This is a genomic window from Nocardia vaccinii NBRC 15922, from assembly GCF_001613305.1.
GTDB classification, from domain to species: domain Bacteria; phylum Actinomycetota; class Actinomycetes; order Mycobacteriales; family Mycobacteriaceae; genus Nocardia; species Nocardia vaccinii.
In genome coordinates, this window is record NZ_BDCC01000060.1 from 76,931 (window position 1) to 98,135 (window position 21,205).

Here is a 21,205-nt window from a genome sequence, read left to right on the forward strand (position 1 = left end):
AACACTGCTGTTGGATCCGATTCCGGCGGCCGCCTCTCAGCCGATCGCGCGCCCACCTCCCCGGCGGCGATGGTCCCTGATCGAAGCGCACGTGTAGGTGCGCAACAGCCAGCGATCCGTGCCGTCGTAACGCGGCTCGAATACGGTGCGGCCGTGGACCGTTCGCCGATTGTCCACCAGCAGCAGATCCCCCGGCCGCGAGTGATGACGGATCGCCGCCCGATCCAATGCCTCGGTCAGGGCGGTCAATGCCGAGGCCGCCTCCTCGTCATCCGGGTCGGCGGGATGCTGGTAGACCGCGTCGAAGCAGATCTCCGGGTCCGCGGCGGGCCCGGTCAGCACCGGCATCGTGACCAAGTCCGCATCCGGAATGTCGTGCTCCACCGAAGGCGTCATGACGAAGCGGGATTCGCGCAGTATCGACCGGATGCGGCCGGGCAGCTCCAGATTGCGAGCTGCCGCGACCACCGTGGCCGCGCCCGAATGGCCACGCAGGCACAGCAATCCGAAGTGGTCGCACCGGTCTTCGGTGAAACCGTCCTCGACATGCCATGCCAGCGCCGCGACACTCCCAGCGCCGCTTTGGGCCTGCTCCTGACCGAGTACCGGGACAACATGTTCGACCAGCCGCCCATCGATCAGCGAGCGGAAGGTGAACGGCTCACCCAATGCCCATGCCACAGCCATCAGAACCAGTGCGGCGGCGTCGACCGTCGGCATCGCCGTCCGCGGCGTCCGGGTCGGCGGGGTGGCGGGCAGTCCGCGCAGATCACCGCACATTCCTCGGAGCAACAACACGTTGTGTTCCGTACCGACCGTGCGGAACCTGTGCAGCGCTTCGAGCACCGTCCCCGGAAAGCTGCCGATCAGGCTGGACGCGACCGCGACGGGATCCTCGTCGAAGCGACGCCGCCGGGCCGCGCGCGCCGCTGCGGCCCAGACCTGCGCGGATTCCCGTGCGTTCAGCACCAGCACTTCATCGGGTGCGAGCCGAGCGCTCTCCGAATTACCTCTGTTCGCGACGTCGTCCGGACGCGCGAAAATATCATGATCGAACATCGTGTGGATCTCCCTGATCAATAACCGCTGCTGTAATCCGATACTCATGAGTGACCTGTGTGTGTAATCGCTTCAACCACCCCCGTGCTCCGAATTTCGACTGCGCGACGCCCGTTCAGCGTCGTCCGGTCTCCGCCTTCCGGTGCGCCCCGACGAGGCGGAGAACGCACAAATGCAATCGCAGGACGGGTAATCGCTGCGCATGACGGTCCACCTCGCAATCTCGGCGTGAAAGATCGAAACCGAATGGCTCCACCGAATAGTGCCCTTTCCCCCTGCCCGGAACCGTCAAATACTTGACGATTCCGGGGACAGTTCCCCATAAACTCGATATATGGGCACAAGCACCGATGCCGCCATATCCACCGGTGCCCGGATACGGAGAGCGCGGCGGTCGAAGAAACTGAGCCAGGCGGCGCTGGCGGGGCTCGTGGACCGATCCGAGTCCTGGATGCGCGGAGTCGAGGCCGGCCGGATCAACCTGGACAAGCACTCGGTGATCGACCGGCTCTCCAGCGTGCTCGAAGTCGAGGTGTCATGGCTGCTCGGGCAGCCGCTCGAGGCCGGTCCCGACATGGAATACGCTGCGGTGCCGGCGCTTCGCACAGCCCTGCGACGTACGAGCCTGGGACTGTCGGGACATCCCGGCCTGCGTTCGGTGGCGCCGCAGCCCCTGCTGACAGATCTGCGCGCCGAGATCGACCGGATCACCCGACGCCGGCAGGCCGCGAACCTGCCCGAGGTCATGCGGCAATTACCCGACCTGGCCGAGTCGCTGAACACCGCCGTGTTGATGGCCTCCGGAGCCGAACGCGACGTCGTCGACGGCTTGATCGTGGAGACCTCACATGTCGCCCGCACCGTATTGAATCAGCTCGGATATCACGACCTGGCCTGGACAGCGGTGGAAAACGCCGCCACGGCCGCGGCCCGGTTGGGCGATCCGCTGATGCGGGCGTGGTCGGCATGGGATCGCTGCGGCGTGCTCTTGCACACCCACCAGATCGGCGATGCGCTCACGGTCGCCGAGGCCGCTCTCACCGAATTGCAGGAACTGATGAAAGCGCCTACACCACAGGTGCTTTCACTCTGGGGAGCACTGCACCTGCGCTGCGCCGTGGCCTCCGCCCGCCGACGCGACGCCGCGTCCGCGTGGGCCCATCTCGCCGAGGCGGAGTCCGCGGCGGCTCGAATCGGCATGGACCGCAACGACTTCCAAACCGTGTTCGGACCCACCAACTGTGACATCCATGCCGCGGAGATCGCCGTGGCGCTGCATCGACCCGATATCGCGTTACGGCGGCACGACCGCATTGATCTGGACCGGTTGCCGTCCAAGGAACGACAGACCCGTCATCGCATCGAAATCGCCCGGGCCTACAGTCAACTCGCCGATGATTCCGCCGCGGTCGAACAACTGATCCGGGCCGCCGCTGTGGCACCGCAGTACGTCTACAAGCATCCGACGGTCCACGACCTCATCGCCGAACTGCGCCACCGAGCCCAGCCCACCGCAGTCGACGCCGGACTCGGCGCACTCGAACGTGCCATCCGGCTCACCTGAAGGGAGCCGGATTCGATTCGCCTTGCCGGACTTCACGGCTCAGCCCGGATCCCGCGACCCGATCACACGCCTATGGATTCGGAACCGTGCGGCGCACCGATCGCATTGGTGACGAGATGAAGCCGCCGCTGCTGCGGATCGGTCAGCGCCGGGACCAGCAGGGTGGGCATACCGACCTCGATCGCGACGCCGTCACGGGACGCGCGGTCGCCGACCATGAGGGTCTGCTCGGCGCGCGTGCCGAGCAATTCCAGGGCACGCCGGAAAATAGCCGGATCGGGCTTCTGAATTCCCTGTTCGCCGGACAGCACGAAGGTATCGATCGAATCGAGCAGCCTCGCCTCCTCGAACATCGGGCGAATATCGAAATGAATGTTGCTCAGCACACCGATCTTGCAATTCTTCTCGAGGAGAGATGCCACGGTGTGAGCCGCGTCGACCGCGAAAATGTTGTACGCCGGATCGGAATCCACCGCGAACAACGCGTCGGCGAGCTCGTCGTCCAGACCGGCATCCGCGAACACCGTGTAGTAGGTCTCCCGGTGCCGCTCGGCGCTGGTGTTCCCGTGCGGCGACTGAAGACGATTAGGTTGACCTGCGGCTTTCCGTATCTCATCCAGCAATGCGCGGACCGCGTGATCATCGTGTTCACGGCGAGCCAACCGCAACGCCTCGCGCGCCCAACCCTCCTGCGTCAGTTCGGACACGAGCGTGCCTCGCCAGTCGAATACAACCGCCCGGATCGGATGCGGCTTCGAATCTTCAGATGTCGACATAACCGTGCACACTATCGGCAGAACACGCGGCAACGAAATCGGCAGGATACGACCCAAACACACGATTCAGGCTATTCGAGACATCATCGATCTTGAAACACCTATTCGTTCATGTATGCATTTGGAAAATGCCACAACAGCGATTCCAGCACGGAGTATGGAATACCCGCCCCACCCACCGACCCCCGGCACGGCCGGCCCGAACCACGACCGAACACCGCCACCCCGAAGCCGGGCCCCTACCCCACACCGAACCCACGCGCCAAGCCATCCCGCCGCACCCACCGGATCCGACTCCACCCCGGCAACCCGCCGATTTGGTCCAACCAGGGGGTAGTGGGGTAATCTCGTCGAGCACCGCGAAAGCGGAAGCCACGGGCTGTGGCGCAGCTTGGTAGCGCACCTGACTGGGGGTCAGGTGGTCGCAGGTTCAAATCCTGTCAGCCCGACCGAAGTAGGGGATAGAGGACGGTACCTGAACCGTCCGACCACTGCGTGTTTCATGTAAGAGGCTGGCCGCTCCGTCGGACCGGACGTGAGAAGGTGTCGGGCTGTCTGCGGCGCGTCTCCTTCCACGTGAACTCACCCCGCCAGCAGCCGCCGCGCCCCGGTGACATTGATCCGCCACCGCACCATCTCGACGCTGCACCCAAACTGCCAGGCTGCCTCCTCCAAGCTGGTGCGTCGCTTGGCCAGTCCCCATGCAGCCTTGGCCGGAATGAGGAGGGCGCCGGCCAGGAAGTTGGCTTCGTCCTCGTGGTCACTGTTCCACTTCCGGCAGCCCCGGCCGTCGTGGAGCGGAGCCGGGGGATGCATCAGCAGTCCGTGGCTGAGTTCGTGCCCGATGTCGCTCGCCTGCCGACCGAGGGTATGGGCTTCGTTGTGAACAATCGCAGCCCGCCGTGAACCCACGAACAGCGTCAGGCCGGAGAAGCTGGATGCCTGGTTGCCGTGCAGCACCCGGAGTGCCTTGCCCATCCCGGGTTCGTGGGCTTCGAGGTCGCCGAGAGTGAGCACCGGAATGGCGAGGTGTCCAGCCAGTGCCCGAGGGTTGAGCTGCTGGTATTCGGTGAGACCGATCTCCTTGCGGGTTTCGACTGCCAGCCGCTCGGCCTCGGCCTTGAACCCTCTGTAGTACGCCACCCGGTCTAGCCTTCCTTCAATACGTTGTACGTCGCCCGCACCACCGTCTCCAGGGCATCCGCGACCTCTGGCGTGAGATTACGATCCGCCCGCAGGTAGGTCGAGAACATCGCTAGGGGTTCCGCGTCGTCTGGCTTGCTGTGGACGCGCACCACGAAGTCGTCGGCACTCAGCCCGGCCCAATCGACAAGGGCCGCAAGACTATCGACGTCTGGCCTTTTGCCTTGCGCCAACCTCGTTAGCGTGGATTGGCTGACCTTTGCCTGCTGGGCGACGTCCTTCCACATCAAATTCCGGGCATCCCGGACCGCATTGAGTGCAGCGTAGAACGCCCCCGCGTCGAATGATCCCCGATCAGACATGTTTCCCTTTCGACATGTGGCGTCTGGTTGCACTACTGCAACCATACTGCTATCGTCTCGTTTTGACCATAGACGTTCGATTGCAGAGGTGCAATCGAACGGATAGCGAAGTGGCGGCGACCTACTGAGATTGAGCGCCCATGAGGTTCGCCGTTGCCTCTAGTTGTCCGGCTTGCGCGATAGGAAAGGTATGTCTGCACTCGAAGAAAAGTTGAAGCGGTATTGCGAGCCGTCAAGCCAGAACGAACAAGATATGCAAGATCGCGCGGAGCGGATGGTTCGTCGAGCAGTCGGTTCCTGGGCTAGCTACTGGGGGGAAACCAACCTCAAGTACGTGCCCAAAGGGTCATATGCCAACAATACGAACGTCCGTCAAGACAGCGATGTCGATATCGCTGTAGTTCGGACTGCCTTCTGGTACATAGACGATAGCGCCTTGATGCCTGCCGACAAGGTTATGCGGAGTCATCGCGACTATCCGTTTGAAGGTATCGAGTTTCGAAACGACCTCGCTGTGTTCCTCAAGTCCGAATGGGGCGACGGCTGCGACACAACTGGCACAACGGCAATCGAACTGGTTGAGAATACTGGGAGGGTCAAGGCAGATATTGTTCCTTCTTTTAAGTTTTGCAAGTACGATTATGACGCCGACGGCAGGGTTGTGCAGCATTGCGGGCAAAAAGTGTTCAGAACGGATGGCACTTCTGTAGTCAATTATCCAGATCAGCAATTGGAGAATGGCCGAGCGAAAAATGTTGCTACTGGCGGGCGGTATAAAAAGCTGGTGCGGATTCTGAAGCGAGCCGAGAATGAGCTGGTGAAGTCGGGGCACCTCGAAGCGCTTCCGAGCTACTTTATGGAGTGCCTCATGTACCGGGTTCCAAATGACTACTTCGGGCATACCGGCGATTCGGGGCTGACCGACGATCTGACTGCCGCTATCGCCTATATTTGGAGCGCGACTAATCCTGGAGCGCCAGCGCAGGGCTGGAAGGAGCCCAACGAGATTAAGCCTCTTTTCGGCTTGGGGCAGAAATGGGCCATGGATGACGCTCATAATCTCATGCTTCACGTCTTCGGCTTGTTCGATCTCGGCGAGGAAGCTGCCTGATGAATGACTCGTTGCGTACTCGGATAGCTATCGGTGTGGCAGCCATTATCTGGTTTGTCATCGCGCTGGTATCCAAACACCATGATGGACAGACGGCACTGAAGACCTTCTCGTTCGCGGGCTCGATCGTAACGATCTCCTTCCTGATCTACGAGCGGTGGGGATGGGCCTGGAAATTGGTTCGCTTCTTTACCGGTAAGCCGAATCTGAATGGTACGTGGCGTGGCGAATTGCGCAGCGACTTCGAACGTGACGGTCAGCGTATCGCCCCGATTCTTACAGTGCTCCGTATATCGCAAACTGACTCAGCCGTGCGAGTGACACTCTTTACCGGTGAGTCGACGTCTGTTACCGAGCAGAGTGAGCTGGTCAAAGAACCTGATGGCCGCTGGCGTCTGACATTTGTATACACCAACAAGCCGCGTCCCGAAGTTAGCGAGCGGAGCAATCAGCATCAGGGCACGTGCGAACTTTACGTTACTGGCCGAGGTGAGTCTATTGCTGGAATCTACTTCACCAGCCGTAAGACCAAGGGGGAGTTAAATTTTTCTGAGTGGAGCAAGCATAAATATGCCGATGCCGCATCGGCGCTCGTCTCAGACGAATTCGAGAAAACCAGGGTACTTGTTCGAGGATAGGCTGGTAAGGCTGCTGTCGGACTACCTCGGCGGTGGTACGGCCAGGGGATAATTCTCTCGGTTAGTTGTGATCGTTCGGAGAATGCGACTGTATGCGCGTCCTCAATCCTTCCTCTGAGTCGGTAATTCAGAGTCCGGTGAATTCGGATGCCGGGTAAAAGTTATTCTGTCGTACTCCATTCACGCAGTTCCTTGAAAACGGATTCGCTATCAAGTTCATGGCCTCGGTCCAGACTTTTCAGAAGGGCCGTAGAATTTGTCATGCGGTCGGGGTAGTACAGCTCGGGCGCAAGACAAGTGGGACAGTCGCTCAGAAGGCAGAACGGCGACAAGAGGAGGGGCGCATCGGGTGATTTAACGAGGTAGAGACGATCGTCCACGAGAGGGCGTGCGGTGTCGAACGTGACTGTCGCAAAGTCAGGGTGGTCCCCCATCAAGGCCATGCCTGATACACGGAACTTTCCAGAACTGGGGTGCCATTGGAGGCGGTCTGTGTGAACCCATCGTGTGCTGGCAAGGAAGGCGCATCCCGACAGGCTGTTGAGCATCAGCGGTTCGATGCGCCCAAGGCTCTTTTCCAGCTCTGCTCGCGTCCGAGGGCCTGCACCGTGTCGAATCTTATTGCGAAGTTTCACCAATTCATCGAGATCAGCGATCAAGCCCTTGCCGCCCTTTTTCGGACTGTTGCCTCTACGAGCCCTGCGGCGGGTTCACCGTGTTGCCGAGCGTCCTCGGCCACTGCCTTGACCACCGCCACCCAGTGGCCGAGGGAGACGCCACCTCGATCGACGGACTGACTCCACTGCGAGATGGCGGGCAGGTCCTGGTGGCCGCGGTCGGTGGCCAGGGCGAGCGCCATAATGCCTAGTGAGAGGATCAATGACTCGGCGCATTGGATCGCTGCCTCATGTTTCTCTACTCCCGAGCGGGAGTGCCGGAACTTGCGTACCGCGCGGGCGATGGCATAGGGGTATGAGTCCTGAAACAGCATGTAGGGGTCGTTGTGTCGGCGCAGGTTCGCGGCCGTCAGGGAGCTGATAGCAGCAGCATTATCCAAACGTTCTCGCCTGACCGATCCCGATCCACTCTCGAAGATTCGGTTACGAACCTGACGGAGTTCGTTCTGGATGCGTGCAGCTTCCTGTTCTCCTTCGGCAAGCATTACGAGGGAGTCTCGAATCTCCGATAAATCTCCTTCGCATTTGGGGATCCAGATGTCAGCCATCGCGCTTGCCCGGATACGTGGAATCGTGCCGTACTTGGGAAGCTGCTGTTCGGCCAGCGAGCTAGACAAGTAGGCAATCACGTACTCGATGGGGAAGACCTCTTGTGTGAGCCGGACCACGATCAGGCCTTGCCCGGGCTGGACGCCGTCGTAGTGGCTCGGTACTGACATCCAGTGGCGGTTCCCGGCGAGGTCCCGTCCGATGATGTCGCCCGGCCGCAGCCTGTGCTTGGGCTCGCGCTGGTCTGTGCGGAGGGGAAGGTCTGCCCCGTCCGGCAGCGTGTCGGTCAACAGGGCGGGTGTCAGAACCCGTCTCCATTCGTCCGTGTCAGCTACGTCCCGCTCCATGTCCAGATCGGATTTGCGCACGAAGCCGGCGAAAATCTGAGCAACGTCTCCAAGACGGACGCCTTCTTGTGCCACCCGATGCATTTCATGGATTCGGCGAAAATTCTCCAGGCTCAAGTTATAGCCCACTTCGGCGATTTCGGATCTGGTCACGCAGAAGCTTTGTTCGGACCGGGTACGCCGACGCTCGCTGCTGTTCCGTAGTCGCCAACGCCGTATTAAATCTGGAAGGTTGTTGCGCGTGTGATCAGCAGTGTCAAGAAGGCTCTCGGGAGTTAAGCCGAGCTTGTCTTCTGGCAGCAGTGGCACACGCTGGTCATCCAGGCTCCAGCCGTCCGCCTTGAGATCATAGAACCACACGTTGTCGCTTTGTCCAGCGTATTTGGTGAAGAACAGAATGGCAGTCGACACCCCCGCATACGGTTTGAATGTACCGTTGGGCAGTTTGACTACGGCCTCTAGTCCATGTTCTTCCACGAGAATCCGACGAAGTTCAGCGTGAGCGGCAGTCGAGCCGAACAGCAGTCCGTCGGGGACAATTACGGCTGCGCGCCCTCCTGGCTTCAATAGTCGCAGAATGGCAATAAGATGAAGAATTTCTGATTTCTTTGTCCGAATGGCCGCTAGCAACTCGGGTGCGGCAATCTCGTAATCTATACTACCAGCGAAAGGAGGATTGGCCAGGACGACCGAGTAACGTTCGACCTCCGTTCCAGCCTCTGCTGAGAGATTATCTCGATATCGCAGATCGGCAGCACCGTAGCCATGCAGCGCCAGCCGCATGCTGCTCAATCGCAGCATGGTCCTGTCGAAATCAAACCCGTGAAGCCTGCCGCTTACTTCCGCTTTGCTCTGCTGCGCAGTGCCTGACCAGGACGTCAGAATGAACTGCGCCGCAGCGGTTAACAGACCGCCCATGCCGCAAGTCGGATCGCATACCTCGTCGTCGGGGCCAGGTGCCGGCATCGCCACCATCAAAGCTGTCAGGTGGAGTGGTGTGCGTAAGGCACCAAAGCGACCAGCCGTTGCAGCCTCGGCGAGCAGATGCTCATACAGATCGGCTGCCTCGGCGTCGCTGGTTGAAAGAGCCTCGTTGAGCACGTCGACGACCTTCGTCAGAAGGCCAGGCGTCGGAATTGTAAAACGAACATTCTCGACGTGATGCGAATAGGCCAACCTCTTGAATTCGTGGTTGCGTAGCCACGGAAACACTTCGTCGGCAATCGTAGTGAACATTCGTTGAGGAGTCAGACGAACGAGATGGGACCACCGAAGGTGCTGCTCATCGTGAGCGAAAATCGGTTCCCTCTCTATCGTTTCCGATCGCACCTCCCGCTCGTCCCAGTCATCCTGCGCACGGTCCAACTCGTGGAGGTACACGAGGTGGGAGAGCTGGTCCACAACCTCCAGCGGATTGGAAATTCCCCCAGCCCAGCAGGCGTCGAAGAGCCGGGCAGTGGTGGTACGCATGAGACCGTCGCTCGTCACACGTCAAAGACTATCCACCGCGGAAGCCAGAAGCATCCCTCTGCCCCAGGAGCCCACGGAGCAGACGGACCGCCCGGGCGAGAATCAACCCGCTGCTACGACCGAAGCTGAATTCCGCTGCTGCGCAGAGCCTTCCAGACGCTCCCCTTCCCCTTGCCGAGTTTTCGAGCAATCGAGTTCAGGGACTGGCCTTCGCTGTAAAGCCTTACTGCCCAGCCGATCTCCGCCTCGGTCATCGGCTGGTATCGCATCACAACGCCGTGCTCTCGCAGGATTTTCAGCAGCCCGCCCTTGGACAGTCCGTACAGCTGGCATAGCCGGTTGGTGGACGCTCCACCTCTGTAGGCGTCGACCAGCTCGATGATAATGTCCTGCGACAACCGCCGGTCAAGCCGTCGCGCCTGAACAACTTCGGTGTTCGTCTTCGTGGGTCGACGGGGTGGAGCAGCCTCGATCCTGGCAACCACCTTGCCGAGCCAGTCCGGTTCCCACTGTTTCAAGTAACGTCCGGTTACCCCGACTGAAACGGAGGATAGCGGACGCTACTTGAACCGTATGACCGCGGATGTGTCAGAACGACCCACCAGACATTCCGAACAGCTCTGACATCCGTTCGGCAGTCCCCCGAGCTTGGTCCGACGACGTCCTATACAGATCCCATGTCGGCCAAGCAAACCGTGTCGGGACCAGGCTGTAGCCTCTACATCTACGTCGAGGCTAGGAGGTCGCGGGATGCGGTACTTCGGTTGGATCGGTACCGTGCTGTTCGGCGCGGTGAGTCTGTTTGTTGGCCTTGTACCACTCGGTGGCACCTGGCCAGGTTGGGCGTTCGTAGCAGTCAGTGCCGTTGCTCTTCTCGGATTCGTACTGACGTTCCCCTGGCCGACATCGAATGGGCCACGGAGCATCTTAAGGCGGGGCGGCGGACGATCGCAGACCGGAGAGCGTTCGGTACAGGTCCAAGGCAACAGCAACCGGTCTCAGGTTGCGAAGGACAATGCCAAGCAGATCATGGCCGATGGTGATGTGTATTTTGATGGCGGGATGGGCGACTCACGGAAATGAGAGACGTAGATCAGCGCGCTGGAGACTATGCGCAACAGATTCAGGCCAATAATGTTGAGGTACATAACCACGGCCTCAGCGCCGCGGATGTGGTTGAAATCGCGATGGTCGTATTCAAGCAGAATTTCACCGAGCTCAGCGAGAGCGCGATGGCGAAAGCGTTCGAGCGAGTTGAACAATTCACCGAAGTGTTGATGCGGCGGTTGCAGGATCTATACCCTTCCGGAGTTGAATCGGCTAGTGAACCCGCCATTCAACGAGCGATATATAGCGCGCAAACCGAGTATGCGACATCGGGAGACTGGGATCTCGGTCATACACTGGTTGACTTGCTCGCGGAGCGAGTTTCCGAGTCTTCTGACTCGCTACACGGGATCATTCTCACCGAGGCGCTCTCGGTTGTTCCGAAACTAACCAAAGAGCAGATCGCCTCCTTGTCTGCGATTCTGGCCATCAGATATACGCGGCACACTCCATGGCGAACCGTCGATGATTTCTATGCTGGCCTGCGCAAAATTCTCTCACCTCTAATTGGCAAGCTCCCCAGCAGTCCGGCAGCCTACCGGCACATGGCCTACGCCGGAGTGGGGACTGCGACCGTCACATGGGACCTGCTGGAAAACCTTCCAAAATTATATCCTGCACTGTTCACGAATGGCTTCACGATCGACAACGTACCTGAGAAGCTCCGGCCGCTCGCAGATGCCATTGAGCACCCATTCATAACTGCACGCAGGCATCCTTTCAGACTTCAACTCGTTTATCAGAACGTGGATGAGATGATAGCGGAGGGCGTTGCTCGGGATCCCTCTAAAGAAAGGAATGAATATGTTGAACTCCTGATGTCGCATCTGATGCAAAGGAACGAGGTCTACGACGATCTTGTCCAGAATATTCCTGAGATGGATGGTTTTGTCATAGGGTGGCACGATTCGCCGATTGGCACGTTTGAGCTAACGACGGTGGGGATTGCAATTGCCCGGGCGAATCTAGCCCGCTTTTATCCCGAATTGCCTGACCTTGATTATTATTTGGATCAGGCCCATCTTGGTTGGCTGCAATAATGAATAACCAACACCAACAAGCTCGTGATGGGGCCCTCCAGATCCAGGCTGCTGGCTCCGTCGTGGTGAACTTGGGCGAGGTTACACGTGAGCAGGCCAAAGAGATAGCCATGCAAACATTTAGCGAGAACATGCTAGTTCTCGCTGGAGTAGCGAGGAAGACTGCTGACGGTCGTGCTCGTGATTTTATCGACCTCCTCATCGATAAGCTTATTAGTGGGTTTGGCAACCTTGATGGCTTTAAAGATCCGGGCGTTCTGTCGGCGGTATATGACGCTCAAAAGAGCTACGCGGAGACCGGCGATCGTTCGCTCGGAGATATGCTGTCCGATCTTCTCGTGAAGCTCGCCACTAGTGAAGGAGAAGAACAGTCCTCTCGAAAAGTGATCTTCAGGCAAGCATTGAGGTGCGCGCCATGTATCTCGGCTTCACAGGCGCGCGCCTTGGCTGTCATTTCTATAATGCAATACCGAGTTCCGCAAGTTTCTACACTAGATGAGTTGGTTGACCAGCTCGATGCGCGACTGAAGCCATTCTATGGAAAAATACCACTCAACCCCGTCGAATATGATCACATGGGTGCGTGTGGCGTCGGCTTTCAACTCCTAGGTGAACCAGCGTATCGGCTGATCGCTTCAAAGTATCCGCACATTTTCTATGACTCGTTTTCTCAAGACTTAGTTGCTCGTGAACTCCGAGGATGCGACCCAAATTACTATGAGTGGAGCGAGGGGCACGAAGGGGCGGGCTACCGGTTCACCGATGCAGCTATCAGAGAATTTGTTGTCAGAGGCGAAAGTGTTGACCTTGTAAACGCTATCAGCAGCTGGGTGGGAAATCCGGTCAGAGACTTGTACCAAAAACAAGCTTGGTCGCCAGAAAAAACAAAAGCATGTATCAGGGAATTAAACCCCGATCTTGCTCTCATCCTGGATCGGTATGATTCGTCTAGGGCTCATAATTTCCAGATGACTGCAGCAGGTATGGTGATTGGATTCCAGGTGTGGAAGCAAGCCGCTCCAGACATGGCACCTGATATTGAATCGCTGCTGGATTAGTAATCAGGACTACTGTTCGGACCGGCTCGACGCCAAATATATTAGCACCAACGCTTCGTTGAGTCATCGGCCTTATACGATCAGTTTCGTAGGATCGAGCGCTAGTTCGACGACGTGACTGGGTGTGCGGTCCGCCCCCAAACGTCTGAACGAGAGGAATTGCAAATGCCGACCAGCATCGCCGAGTTCGATAACGAGACTGCCTATGAGCGATACGTTTTGCAGCATACGGCTTCGTTCGTTCCTAAAGTCGATGGACGCAACATCATCGAGTTGGGTGACGGCGGAACGATAAGCGCGAACATTCATGTTCCTCCAGCGCAGGTGCGGGTGCTCGCCAACGATGGAACCCAGTCCTACGACGGCAGCGATGGCGTCGATCTGCGAGTTGTTAGAGCGATGATTTTCGGTGCAGCGTGGAAGGTACTCGATCTGCTTGTTGAACTGAGTCTGAACCAAGGTCCCGGTGCGAGGAACCGCTATCGGATTGAGTTCAAGACACAGCAGGCCACTGGCGGAAATGTGTCGCCGCTGACGCCCTTCGGCACGATGGCTGATGTGTGGGATCGAGTGATGGCGAGCTACGTTGCGACCACCGCGATGAGGCATTCGCTGGTTCATCGCCGCCTTGAGGTCGATCAAACGACCGGAACAATGACTGCAACCTCTGATCCAAATGACCCTCCAGTGTTGCCAATGACCGCCGATGAACAGGTGACATTCTGTCGGGTCGCAGACGGGGTTGCTCAAGCCTTATCGCAGGCCAGCTGGCACCGCGGCAAGAGAACTCGGTCAGGTGGCTGCTTGATCAGCTCGCGGCCCACCATGGCCAGCACCTGTTTGGCGTGTCCGCGAAAGATGGCCTGATTCCCGAGATAATCATTCGGCCGACCCTCGGCGCGACGAACGACGTGACCATCGACTTTGCGAGCGTGCGGCAGCGTGCCCTTCACGCCGTTGGAGGTGTGGCGTACTACGACTTACACATCCATCTGCCAAATGGCTGGATCCTTGCGACCCCTTTGGAGGATGCCCCTGGCGGGCAGCTGACGTTCTCCATCGATCAGCTGCCAGCTTGGCTCCGACGAATGTAGGCGTTCCGACAGCCCACGGCAATCTGCCTGCACATCCAGTTTGCATCCCCGTCGATCACCTCGTAGAGGGCCGCATAACCACTCCTCGCCCCTGCAGCGTTTTCCACACACTTCCTTTTGATTTGCCGAGTTGCCGTGCAACAGCGTTGAGGGACTGCCCCTCCGTGTAAAGCACTACCGCCCAGTCAATCTCTCCCTCCGTCATAGGCTGGTTCCGCATCTGCACCCCATGCTCCTGAAGGATCTTCAGTAGCCCACCCTTCGAAAGTCCGTACTGCTCGCACAGCCGATTCGTCGACGCACCACCTTGATATCCCTCAACCAAGTCGGCGACTGTGACTGGCGACAGTCTCCGATCCAACCGCCGCGGTTTCACCGCGCTGCTACCTACCGACGAAGGCCGGCGGGCCGGAGCAGCGTCGATCTTGGCGATCACCTTCTGGAGCCAGTCCGGTTCCCACTGTTTCAAATACCGTCCGCTAACCCCGACATATAGGCGCAGGTGGGGCCGGTTCACCGGCCCCACCTTTTGCTCGTTCTGGCCCTTGAAAAGTCGTGCGCCTGGCCCGTGGACGGCGAGACGTCCTGCTCTCGGCGTGGCTAACCGCCGCAACCGGTCATGAGGTCAACGTCGGGCGTCTTTACGGTGAGCCCCGGAACTGGAAGGCGAACTGGCCAGTTGACATCGCCAACGAGACCGACCGAATCGCCGCGGAACAGCACCGGCAGCAACACGTCGACCGGATCGGCAACCTCACACTCATCACCGGATCCTTCAACGGCTCGCTGAGCGACAGCGCATGGGATGTGAAGCGAGCCGCCATGGTCGAGCAATCGAAACTGCAACTCAATTCCCGAAGGTTGGTTGCGGGTGCGGTGCGCGGTAGGCGCAGCCAGACTCGACGGACGTGACGGACCAGGCGCGCGGGTAGTGAGAACAGATGCAGGCGTAGGGCTTTCGGTTCCCAGCCGCAGGCGGTGTGGTCGTGCAGGGCGAGGGTCTGCAGCTGGGCGATCAGATCGAGGGCGAGCGCGAGGATGGCCAGCCAGATCCGGTTGGCATCGAAGCCCCGGAAGCGCAGGTTGCGCAGGCCGGTGTCCTTGACGGCGCGGATGCGGTCTTCGCAGCGGGCGTCGGTGATGGCGCAGTTCGAGGTCGGCGAGCTGGCCTTTGCGTGTGTTGGTGGAGAACGCGGTGAGCCGGTTGCCGTTGTGGTCGGTGAACCGCAGTTGCGCGCCGGGGTGCGGGCGTTCGCGGCGGATGATCACCCGCATGCCGGGTGGCCAGCCCGTCAGGTCGATCAGGCCGGTGATCTCGGCGACGGCGGCGCCGTCGCGGGGCTCGACGTCGGCGTTGCAGGCCGGTGTCCAGCGCGTTCGGGCAGAAGATCCAGTGCGGCAACGATGGTTTCGTTCAAGCCGAACCCGATCGGATATTGCAGATGCCTGGCGGGGGCCGACTTCTGGAAAGTAGGTTCCGTCGCATCTGGATTCAGCGGCGACGCTGGAAGAAGACGACTCGGTCTGCTGATCCAGAACCGACTACCCTCCCCGGCCGACACCATCGAACTCTGACAACACCGTCGGCGGGTGCACGAGGCTGCACCCGCCGATGCGTGCACGCGACTTCGAACATTGCTTCACGCTGCATAGGACAGTGCAATTTGCACCAGATTAATACCCTTGCGCACCAAGGTATTTCGTGCTTTACCGCTCGTCCGAAACAGACCGGACGCTTGCTCGACGTTCGATGTGTCTACCCTCGTACCGTACGTCCGTACGCCCAGTCCGCGCCGAACGATACGGATTCCGGTCAGACTCCCGCCACCGCACCGCCACCAGACGAGCACGAATCGGGCGAGACGGTGACAGAACGGGCGCACGCCGACGCCACCGATCCCAACTCATCACCCCGCCCAGAAGCTCTGGCCGGAATCTGCCGCGGAAGCTGTGAATGGCCAAAACCGCTCGGTATGCGGAATGAGCGTGCACTCTGACGGCTGTAGCCGGCCCTGCGGAGGAGCTGAGACCAACAACCGCGCGGGGTTTGCCCGATGATGTGGTTATCACCCATGACGGCGACGTGACCGATCATTACCGGTTCGCGGTGGTGCGCACTCATCGACGGGGCGGGCACTCTGGTTCAGCGGTTATCGAGATTCCCTGGCTTACGTTCCTCGTGGTGGTGTCCTGCTGAGGGAGCTTGTTGTCGAGCGCCGTGCGGGTCGCGTGCAGCGCCGCCAGGAGCTGTAGCCGGTCCGCGTCGGCGCTTCCCGGCTCGGCGGTGAAGACCAGCATGACCGGACCGGGATTTCCCGGAAGTGGGTAGGTGTCCCACTCCAGGACGATGTCCCCGACCTCGGGGATCCGGAAGGTCTTGGCGCCGCTGACAGACTCGCGTACGTCGTGGCGAGCCCACAGCCGCCGGAACTCAGCGCTGAGGATGCTCAGCTCACCGACTATCGCGGTGGCGCGCGGGTGGGTGGGATCTGTGGCGACCGCGGCACGCATCATGCCGATGTAATCCTGGGCCTGTCGTTCCCAGTCCGGGCAGCTCCGCTCGCGGGTCAGCGTGTCGTCGAAGAGCAGCAAGAGCATGTTGAGCCGGTCGGGCGGGTAGCCGTCCGGGGCGCCGAGCAGCGCCTCGGCAATCGGATTCCAGTCGAGCAGGTCGAGATGCCTGCCGAGTACGACCGCGGGAGTGTTCATGACCCGCAGCAGCCGACGTGTACTGTCCGGCACCCGTTCCGGATCACGACTCACCCGGGTGGGCATCGGCCGGCGGACGGCGTGGGCCAGGGTGAACAGGTGCCGGCGTTCCTCGTCGTCGAGGCCGAGAGCGGTGGCGAGCGCGTCCAGGACGTCGTCGGACGGGCGTACCTCCCGCCCCTGCTCCATCCGCTGGTAGTAGTCGGTGCTCAGCCCGATCGGCATTTATTTAGTTGATACTAGATGACGTGCGGAAATGTGGCAATAGGGCTGGTTTCAAACGAAAACCCCACGATGCGCGTGCGGCCGAAGCGGCATCGTGGGGTTCTGCTGTTCAGGCACCCGTCGCGGCGGGGGTGGTCGTGCAGGGACTGGTGACGTAGCGGTGCAGTATTCGGTCCTGGCTCGGTGCAGGAGGGCTCGCCGGTGTCGTCACCGGAGTGGCCTCTTGAACTCGAGTGCGCATGCCCGGCGGCGGCCGGGGCACCGACGCCGACGCACGGGTCTGATTCGGTGCGCACACTACGGGGGCCTGGAAGCCGCCGACATTGAAGTCGCAGAGCCGTTGGTGACGGGCAGGCGGCAGTGTCACATCGTATGTCAGACCGTGGGGCAGCGGGTCCGGTCCGGCCATCACGTCGAGTAGCAGCGTGAGGTCGCGGGCCGTACGCGCCATCGGACCGACGACAGCGAGGTCGAGGTCGACCGGCAATGCCGGCGCGGGCGGCGGGACCATCCCGCGAGCCGATCCGAACCCGATGCGATAGCTTTGGCCGCGGGGCGCCTTCTCCGCCGCCATGATCGAACCTCCAATGACTCCTATAAGGACTTGCAGCACAGACATTTCGGCCGACACCCACATCACTGTCCCACCGCCACAGCAATCCGCGGCCCGCACGGTCGTAGTTCAATCCTCATAGGCCGAGCGGCAATTCGTGAGCTTGCGTAGCTGTGTCAGTGCGTGGCAACATGATTCGTGCTCTCGCCAGGCCCGCACGGTGCGGGATCCTGAGCCGAGCACCGGAAGGTGGCCGTAATGTCTGTTTCTGCATCATCGCCGCAGTTCGTTGGCCCAGAGGCTGACGGCGACAGCGTCTATGCCGCACCCCAGGAACACGTTCTCGATTCAGACCTGGTCGAGCAGATCGAATCTCAGACCCTAATCGACGAGGGCTTCTGCATTGACGTACCAAGTGGACGGCAAATTGCAGATGCCAAGCAACTGCAACATGCGGTTCTGCAGGTCATGGAAGAGCGGCACGTGGTGGCCAATAATCGGGAGTTGACCAAGAACGCCGTCACGAAGTTCGAGCTGTACTCAGAGGTTTTGCCGAATGGCCCCGGAGTGAAGGCTCTTCCGGATACCCCGGAACATGCTGAAGCTCACCAGCGCCTCATGCGCAAAGTCTGGGGCTTCGTCAATACCGGCGAGTCGAGCTATGTTCAAAAGAACATTGCCCCTACCGGCATGATCCTGTGTGAGGCATCGGTTGGCCGGACCAAGATCAACGTGGAAACCAGGAAAAAGGAACCTGGGACCGAGATCGGTCGGTTCTTGACAAGCGATCCTCAGTTGATCCTCAAGTACTTCACGGCACCGGCTGGTTCCGCATTTGCGAAAGCAGCTCGCAAATTGGAGAACCAGTTGGGTCTGGTTACGAGCCGACAGCCCGAGCTGGCGATGCCGGTGGCGCGACAGATCGGGGTTGTGGTCAAGCAGGCGGTTGCGGCGATACCGCATGCCGATGTCCGGCAAGCTGGCGCGCTGACCGCCGGGGCCAGTGACGAGGCTGCGAGCGCGTAGCCGATGTCGGACGCATATCCGACCGACGTGGGGTGCGGAAATGAACCGAGCCGCCACCGTCGGTCCGACGGTGCCCCGCCCGAAGATCTGCTGGCCTATGTTCGCCAACAGGTGAAGGCGGGAAAGCGGGTGGGCCGTGAGGCTGTACGAAAACGGTTCGGTGTCAGCCGGGAGCAGATCGATAAGGCCCGCAAACAGGTTGATGAAGAGATCAACCTCCCGGTGGCCGAGCGAGTCAAGCGGGTCCGGACATTCTTGGCTGATCCGCACGTCTATAAGGTCATCGAGCAGGACATCAAAACAAGCCAGGATCGCAGACTCCGAGCGCGTGCACGGGTCGTTCACGCGGATCTGGCCAAGCGGCAGAGAGATGCCGAGGCCGAGCTGCGGGAGCTACAGAATGCCAAGTCCCCATTCGAGGCGACGGTGAAGGCTGAGCTGGAGCTGAATAAAGCCGCACAGTTCGTGCACGCCGTTGGAGAATCCATCGACGATATGCCTCAGCCGGATCGCCTGGCTGATGCGCTGCGCGATTTAGCGGAGCAAGTTGCTACCGTACTGGAGAAGCTGGAACCGCCCATGGAGTACGAAGTCATTGATAGTGAAGCTTGGCCAATACGATCTACGCAAGCGGAGCTGATGTAGCGCCTATGTGAATTGGAATGGTAACGGTAGTTGTCGTCCGATATCCTGTATTGCCTCTGCGCGGGTGGTCTGCAGCGAGAACGACTGTGGTGCAGGATATTCGAGATAGCCGATGACAGGTATTTCGACGTCAGAATTGACACCCGGTAGGTACGGTGATGCTGAAGAGCCCCCGGGACATGGCGGTTATGAGGTGTTTGAAGACATGAGCGAACTATCGTCGTTTGGTCTGCGGGACCGTATGAAACTGCGCACCGAGAAGGCCCTCAGCCGTTCCGGAGATCCAGGCCATACTCCTCCCGACCCCCGCCGGGACACGAGTTCAGCGGCGTCGGCCCAGTCCCGGCCGGACCGGGCCGCGAGCCGTCCCACCGCAGCGTTACTCACGGGTCGGTACGAGGTCGCTTGAGCCGATCCTCAAGCCAGGGTGGCGCCGCGATCGGCCCATTCCGCCAATCCGGGCGCAACTGACCCATGAACGCATCGATCGACCCACATGTCTCGACGATCTCGGCGCGCACAGTCTCTATTTGTTCGTTCCTGGAACAGTTGGGCTCCCGCCTGTCGGGACATCTTCAACCATCGTCGGCGCCGCGCCGAACAAAAGCAAGGAACCCAACGATGCCAGATGGCCTGGTCAAGGATCTGTCCGACCCGTGGCACACCAGCACGGCCGCCACCGTCTCGATTACCTGATGCTCAAGCCGAGTTGCTCCTTGAGACCGGTAACGAGCGTGTATAGCAGCACCGAGCGGTCGGGGGTTTGGCTACTCCGCGCTGGTGTCTCCTGAACCCCAAAAGTTATCGGCACCACCAGGTCTATGTAGCCCGTCCATCTCAGACGCGACACAGCGGTGAAGGAAGATGGCCCATGCTCCACGTAGGATCTGAACTTGAAGACAGCAGTTATAGGTTTCACATTCGGGGAAGGATTTCATGAGCCTGCAAGAGGAGATTGAGGCTGGTCGTCAAACGATCAGAACAGAGTCCTATTCGATGTCGATCGGGGAATTGGCTAATCTGTATCGCAACGGGGAATTAGTTATACGCCCGGAGTTCCAGCGGCTATTCCGTTGGAAAATTGCGCAAAAATCTCGATTGATAGAGAGTCTTCTTCTTGGAATACCTCTTCCATCTATTTTTGTGAATCAGCGACACAGCGGGGTCTGGGAGGTGGTTGATGGCCTGCAGCGCCTAAGCACTATTCTGGAGTTCATGGGGGAGCTTAAGGACCAGACTGGAGGAGCTCTACTGCCCGCCAGCACACTGTCTGGCACCAAATATCTGCCCTCGCTTGAGGGAATGGTATATGAGCAGCCAAACGAGCAGGACTCGATGCAATTGACTCCTGGCCAGCGACTTGCTTTGAAACGATCCAAAATCGACCTAAAAATACTTCAGCCTGAGAGTGATGCGGCAGCTAAGTACGAGCTGTTCGACCGGTTGAACACTGGCGGATCTGTCGCAACCCCCCAAGAGGTCAGGAATGCGCAGATACTCCTGCGCGATCCGACAATGGCAGAGTGGCTAAATGATCTCTCCGAAAATGAGCACTACACAGTTACACTGAGTATTAGTGAACGGCTAAGGGAAGAAGGGTACGGGATTGAACTTATATATCGGTACCTAGCTATCAGATACACCAAGAACGATGAGTTGGCTAACATAAAGAACATCGATGAGTTCTTCTCCAATCGGGTATTTGAACTAGCGGCAGATTCCGAATTTGACAGAGAGGAAGCGTCCCTGGAGTTCGCTAGCGCATTCAAGTTGATCTCGGCCGCCGGCGGTGAGGACGCTTTTCGGCGTTATGATGGCGCTGATAGTAGCTTCAAAGGCGCCTTCTCGGTATCGGCATTCGAATGTGTCGGTGTTGGAGTTTCGTCTAATCTATCGTTTTGGCTAGAAAAGGACGCGTTGACTCTGGGGCAAAGAATCAAAGACTTGTGGTCGCAGCCTGAGTTTAAACAAGGCTCAAGAAGTGGCACTAGCGCATCTAGCCGCATCCCTAGGACCATCCCATTCTCTATCAGCTTCTTCTCGAACTGATCG

Annotated in this window: 18 protein-coding genes, 1 tRNA gene and 1 pseudogene; 11 read left to right on the forward strand and 9 right to left on the reverse strand. The window is 59.6% G+C overall.

Translation table 11 applies throughout. The features are described 5' to 3' along the window. Window positions 1-36: 36 nt before the first annotated feature. Window positions 37-1,059, reverse strand: a complete 1,023-nt coding sequence (locus tag NV1_RS31870) for a TauD/TfdA family dioxygenase (protein ID WP_169813455.1) — start codon at window positions 1,057-1,059, stop codon at window positions 37-39. A gap of 334 nt (window positions 1,060-1,393) precedes the next feature. On the opposite strand from NV1_RS31870, the gene NV1_RS31875 reads away from it, so the two are divergent. Continuing rightward, the gene (locus NV1_RS31875) at window positions 1,394-2,623 is read left to right on the forward strand and encodes a helix-turn-helix domain-containing protein (RefSeq protein ID WP_067899895.1); all 1,230 of its coding nucleotides are present in this window, start codon (window positions 1,394-1,396) and stop codon (window positions 2,621-2,623) included. A 62-nt stretch (window positions 2,624-2,685) separates the two neighbouring features. Here the strand turns inward: NV1_RS31875 and NV1_RS31880 are convergent, their stop codons facing one another. Beyond that, on the reverse strand, window positions 2,686-3,399 hold the full coding sequence (locus tag NV1_RS31880; protein WP_281181926.1) for an HAD family hydrolase: 714 nt from the start codon (window positions 3,397-3,399) through the stop codon (window positions 2,686-2,688). A gap of 375 nt (window positions 3,400-3,774) precedes the next feature. Between NV1_RS31880 and NV1_RS31885 the strand changes: the two genes are divergently transcribed. Then, a tRNA-Pro gene (locus NV1_RS31885) sits at window positions 3,775-3,848 on the forward strand. A 133-nt stretch (window positions 3,849-3,981) separates the two neighbouring features. Here the strand turns inward: NV1_RS31885 and NV1_RS31890 are convergent. Both NV1_RS31890 and NV1_RS31895 read right to left on the reverse strand, forming a co-directional pair. Further along, window positions 3,982-4,542 (reverse strand): ImmA/IrrE family metallo-endopeptidase, encoded by a 561-nt coding sequence (locus tag NV1_RS31890; protein ID WP_067899899.1) that lies wholly within the window; start codon window positions 4,540-4,542, stop codon window positions 3,982-3,984. Window positions 4,543-4,547: 5 nt separating this feature from the next. Next, window positions 4,548-4,904: a helix-turn-helix domain-containing protein gene (locus NV1_RS31895; protein ID WP_067899901.1), complete on the reverse strand. Its 357-nt coding sequence runs from the start codon at window positions 4,902-4,904 to the stop codon at window positions 4,548-4,550. A 190-nt stretch (window positions 4,905-5,094) separates the two neighbouring features. On the opposite strand from NV1_RS31895, the gene NV1_RS31900 reads away from it, so the two are divergent. Together NV1_RS31900 and NV1_RS31905 are read left to right on the forward strand one after the other, a co-directional pair. Then, complete coding sequence (locus tag NV1_RS31900; RefSeq protein WP_067899904.1) at window positions 5,095-6,015, forward strand: nucleotidyltransferase-like protein; 921 nt, start codon at window positions 5,095-5,097, stop codon at window positions 6,013-6,015. Continuing rightward, window positions 6,015-6,653: a Cap15 family cyclic dinucleotide receptor domain-containing protein gene (locus tag NV1_RS31905; RefSeq protein WP_067899907.1), complete on the forward strand. Its 639-nt coding sequence runs from the start codon at window positions 6,015-6,017 to the stop codon at window positions 6,651-6,653. Before NV1_RS31900 ends, NV1_RS31905 begins: the two co-directional genes overlap by 1 nt. Window positions 6,654-7,308: 655 nt before the next feature. Here the strand turns inward: NV1_RS31905 and NV1_RS31910 are convergent. Next, on the reverse strand, window positions 7,309-9,714 hold the full coding sequence (locus tag NV1_RS31910; protein WP_067899909.1) for an HsdM family class I SAM-dependent methyltransferase: 2,406 nt from the start codon (window positions 9,712-9,714) through the stop codon (window positions 7,309-7,311). Between the two features lie 95 nt (window positions 9,715-9,809). Continuing rightward, a complete protein-coding gene (locus tag NV1_RS31915; protein WP_245714027.1) occupies window positions 9,810-10,214 on the reverse strand; it encodes a helix-turn-helix domain-containing protein in 405 nt (134 codons plus the stop codon). A 561-nt stretch (window positions 10,215-10,775) separates the two neighbouring features. On the opposite strand from NV1_RS31915, the gene NV1_RS31920 reads away from it, so the two are divergent. From NV1_RS31920 to NV1_RS31940, 4 genes are all read left to right on the forward strand, one after another. Further along, on the forward strand, window positions 10,776-11,843 hold the full coding sequence (locus tag NV1_RS31920) for an LPO_1073/Vpar_1526 family protein (RefSeq protein WP_067899912.1): 1,068 nt from the start codon (window positions 10,776-10,778) through the stop codon (window positions 11,841-11,843). Further along, window positions 11,843-12,901 carry an LPO_1073/Vpar_1526 family protein gene (locus tag NV1_RS44020; protein ID WP_157117491.1) on the forward strand — a complete coding sequence of 353 codons (1,059 nt, stop codon included), beginning with the start codon at window positions 11,843-11,845 and terminating at the stop codon, window positions 12,899-12,901. The genes NV1_RS31920 and NV1_RS44020 overlap by 1 nt, the downstream gene beginning before the upstream one ends. Before the next feature lie 165 nt (window positions 12,902-13,066). Next, window positions 13,067-13,768 carry a hypothetical protein gene (locus NV1_RS44025; RefSeq protein WP_157117492.1) on the forward strand — a complete coding sequence of 234 codons (702 nt, stop codon included), beginning with the start codon at window positions 13,067-13,069 and terminating at the stop codon, window positions 13,766-13,768. 782 nt (window positions 13,769-14,550) lie between these two features. Continuing rightward, window positions 14,551-14,907, forward strand: coding sequence for an HNH endonuclease family protein (locus NV1_RS31940; RefSeq protein ID WP_067899925.1), 357 nt, complete (start codon window positions 14,551-14,553; stop codon window positions 14,905-14,907). Here NV1_RS31940 and NV1_RS46060 read toward each other — a convergent pair. The 3 genes and pseudogenes from NV1_RS46060 to NV1_RS46495 form a co-directional block, all read right to left on the reverse strand. After that, window positions 14,865-15,443: pseudogene (locus NV1_RS46060) on the reverse strand (transposase); the annotation flags it as partial. The gene NV1_RS31940 and the pseudogene NV1_RS46060 overlap by 43 nt on opposite strands. 670 nt (window positions 15,444-16,113) lie before the next feature. Continuing rightward, on the reverse strand, window positions 16,114-16,929 hold the full coding sequence (locus tag NV1_RS31950; protein ID WP_084526045.1) for a helix-turn-helix transcriptional regulator: 816 nt from the start codon (window positions 16,927-16,929) through the stop codon (window positions 16,114-16,116). A 109-nt stretch (window positions 16,930-17,038) separates the two neighbouring features. Then, on the reverse strand, window positions 17,039-17,503 hold the full coding sequence (locus NV1_RS46495; protein ID WP_067899931.1) for an amidase family protein: 465 nt from the start codon (window positions 17,501-17,503) through the stop codon (window positions 17,039-17,041). Window positions 17,504-17,740: 237 nt separating this feature from the next. Between NV1_RS46495 and NV1_RS31960 the strand changes: the two genes are divergently transcribed. The 3 genes from NV1_RS31960 (at window position 17,741) to NV1_RS31970 (ending at window position 21,202) form a co-directional block, all read left to right on the forward strand. After that, window positions 17,741-18,508, forward strand: a complete 768-nt coding sequence (locus tag NV1_RS31960) for a hypothetical protein (RefSeq protein ID WP_067899934.1) — start codon at window positions 17,741-17,743, stop codon at window positions 18,506-18,508. Window positions 18,509-18,511: 3 nt separating this feature from the next. After that, the gene (locus NV1_RS31965) at window positions 18,512-19,153 is read left to right on the forward strand and encodes a hypothetical protein (protein ID WP_157117494.1); all 642 of its coding nucleotides are present in this window, start codon (window positions 18,512-18,514) and stop codon (window positions 19,151-19,153) included. A gap of 936 nt (window positions 19,154-20,089) precedes the next feature. After that, window positions 20,090-21,202, forward strand: a complete 1,113-nt coding sequence (locus NV1_RS31970) for a GmrSD restriction endonuclease domain-containing protein (protein ID WP_067899939.1) — start codon at window positions 20,090-20,092, stop codon at window positions 21,200-21,202. The last annotated feature ends 3 nt before the right edge of the window (window positions 21,203-21,205 follow it).

Coding starts and splice junctions, on each gene's coding strand:
- NV1_RS31870 (WP_169813455.1), bottom strand. CDS start 1,059: ATGTTCGATCATGATATTTTCGCGCGTCCGGACGACGTCGCGAACAGA.
- NV1_RS31875 (WP_067899895.1), top strand. CDS start 1,394: ATGGGCACAAGCACCGATGCCGCCATATCCACCGGTGCCCGGATACGG.
- NV1_RS31880 (WP_281181926.1), bottom strand. CDS start 3,399: ATGTCGACATCTGAAGATTCGAAGCCGCATCCGATCCGGGCGGTTGTA.
- NV1_RS31895 (WP_067899901.1), bottom strand. CDS start 4,904: ATGTCTGATCGGGGATCATTCGACGCGGGGGCGTTCTACGCTGCACTC.
- NV1_RS31900 (WP_067899904.1), top strand. CDS start 5,095: ATGTCTGCACTCGAAGAAAAGTTGAAGCGGTATTGCGAGCCGTCAAGC.
- NV1_RS31905 (WP_067899907.1), top strand. CDS start 6,015: ATGAATGACTCGTTGCGTACTCGGATAGCTATCGGTGTGGCAGCCATT.
- NV1_RS31920 (WP_067899912.1), top strand. CDS start 10,776: ATGAGAGACGTAGATCAGCGCGCTGGAGACTATGCGCAACAGATTCAG.
- NV1_RS44020 (WP_157117491.1), top strand. CDS start 11,843: ATGAATAACCAACACCAACAAGCTCGTGATGGGGCCCTCCAGATCCAG.
- NV1_RS44025 (WP_157117492.1), top strand. CDS start 13,067: ATGCCGACCAGCATCGCCGAGTTCGATAACGAGACTGCCTATGAGCGA.
- NV1_RS31950 (WP_084526045.1), bottom strand. CDS start 16,929: ATGCCGATCGGGCTGAGCACCGACTACTACCAGCGGATGGAGCAGGGG.
- NV1_RS46495 (WP_067899931.1), bottom strand. CDS start 17,503: ATGGCGGCGGAGAAGGCGCCCCGCGGCCAAAGCTATCGCATCGGGTTC.
- NV1_RS31960 (WP_067899934.1), top strand. CDS start 17,741: ATGTCTGTTTCTGCATCATCGCCGCAGTTCGTTGGCCCAGAGGCTGAC.
- NV1_RS31965 (WP_157117494.1), top strand. CDS start 18,512: ATGTCGGACGCATATCCGACCGACGTGGGGTGCGGAAATGAACCGAGC.
- NV1_RS31970 (WP_067899939.1), top strand. CDS start 20,090: ATGAGCCTGCAAGAGGAGATTGAGGCTGGTCGTCAAACGATCAGAACA.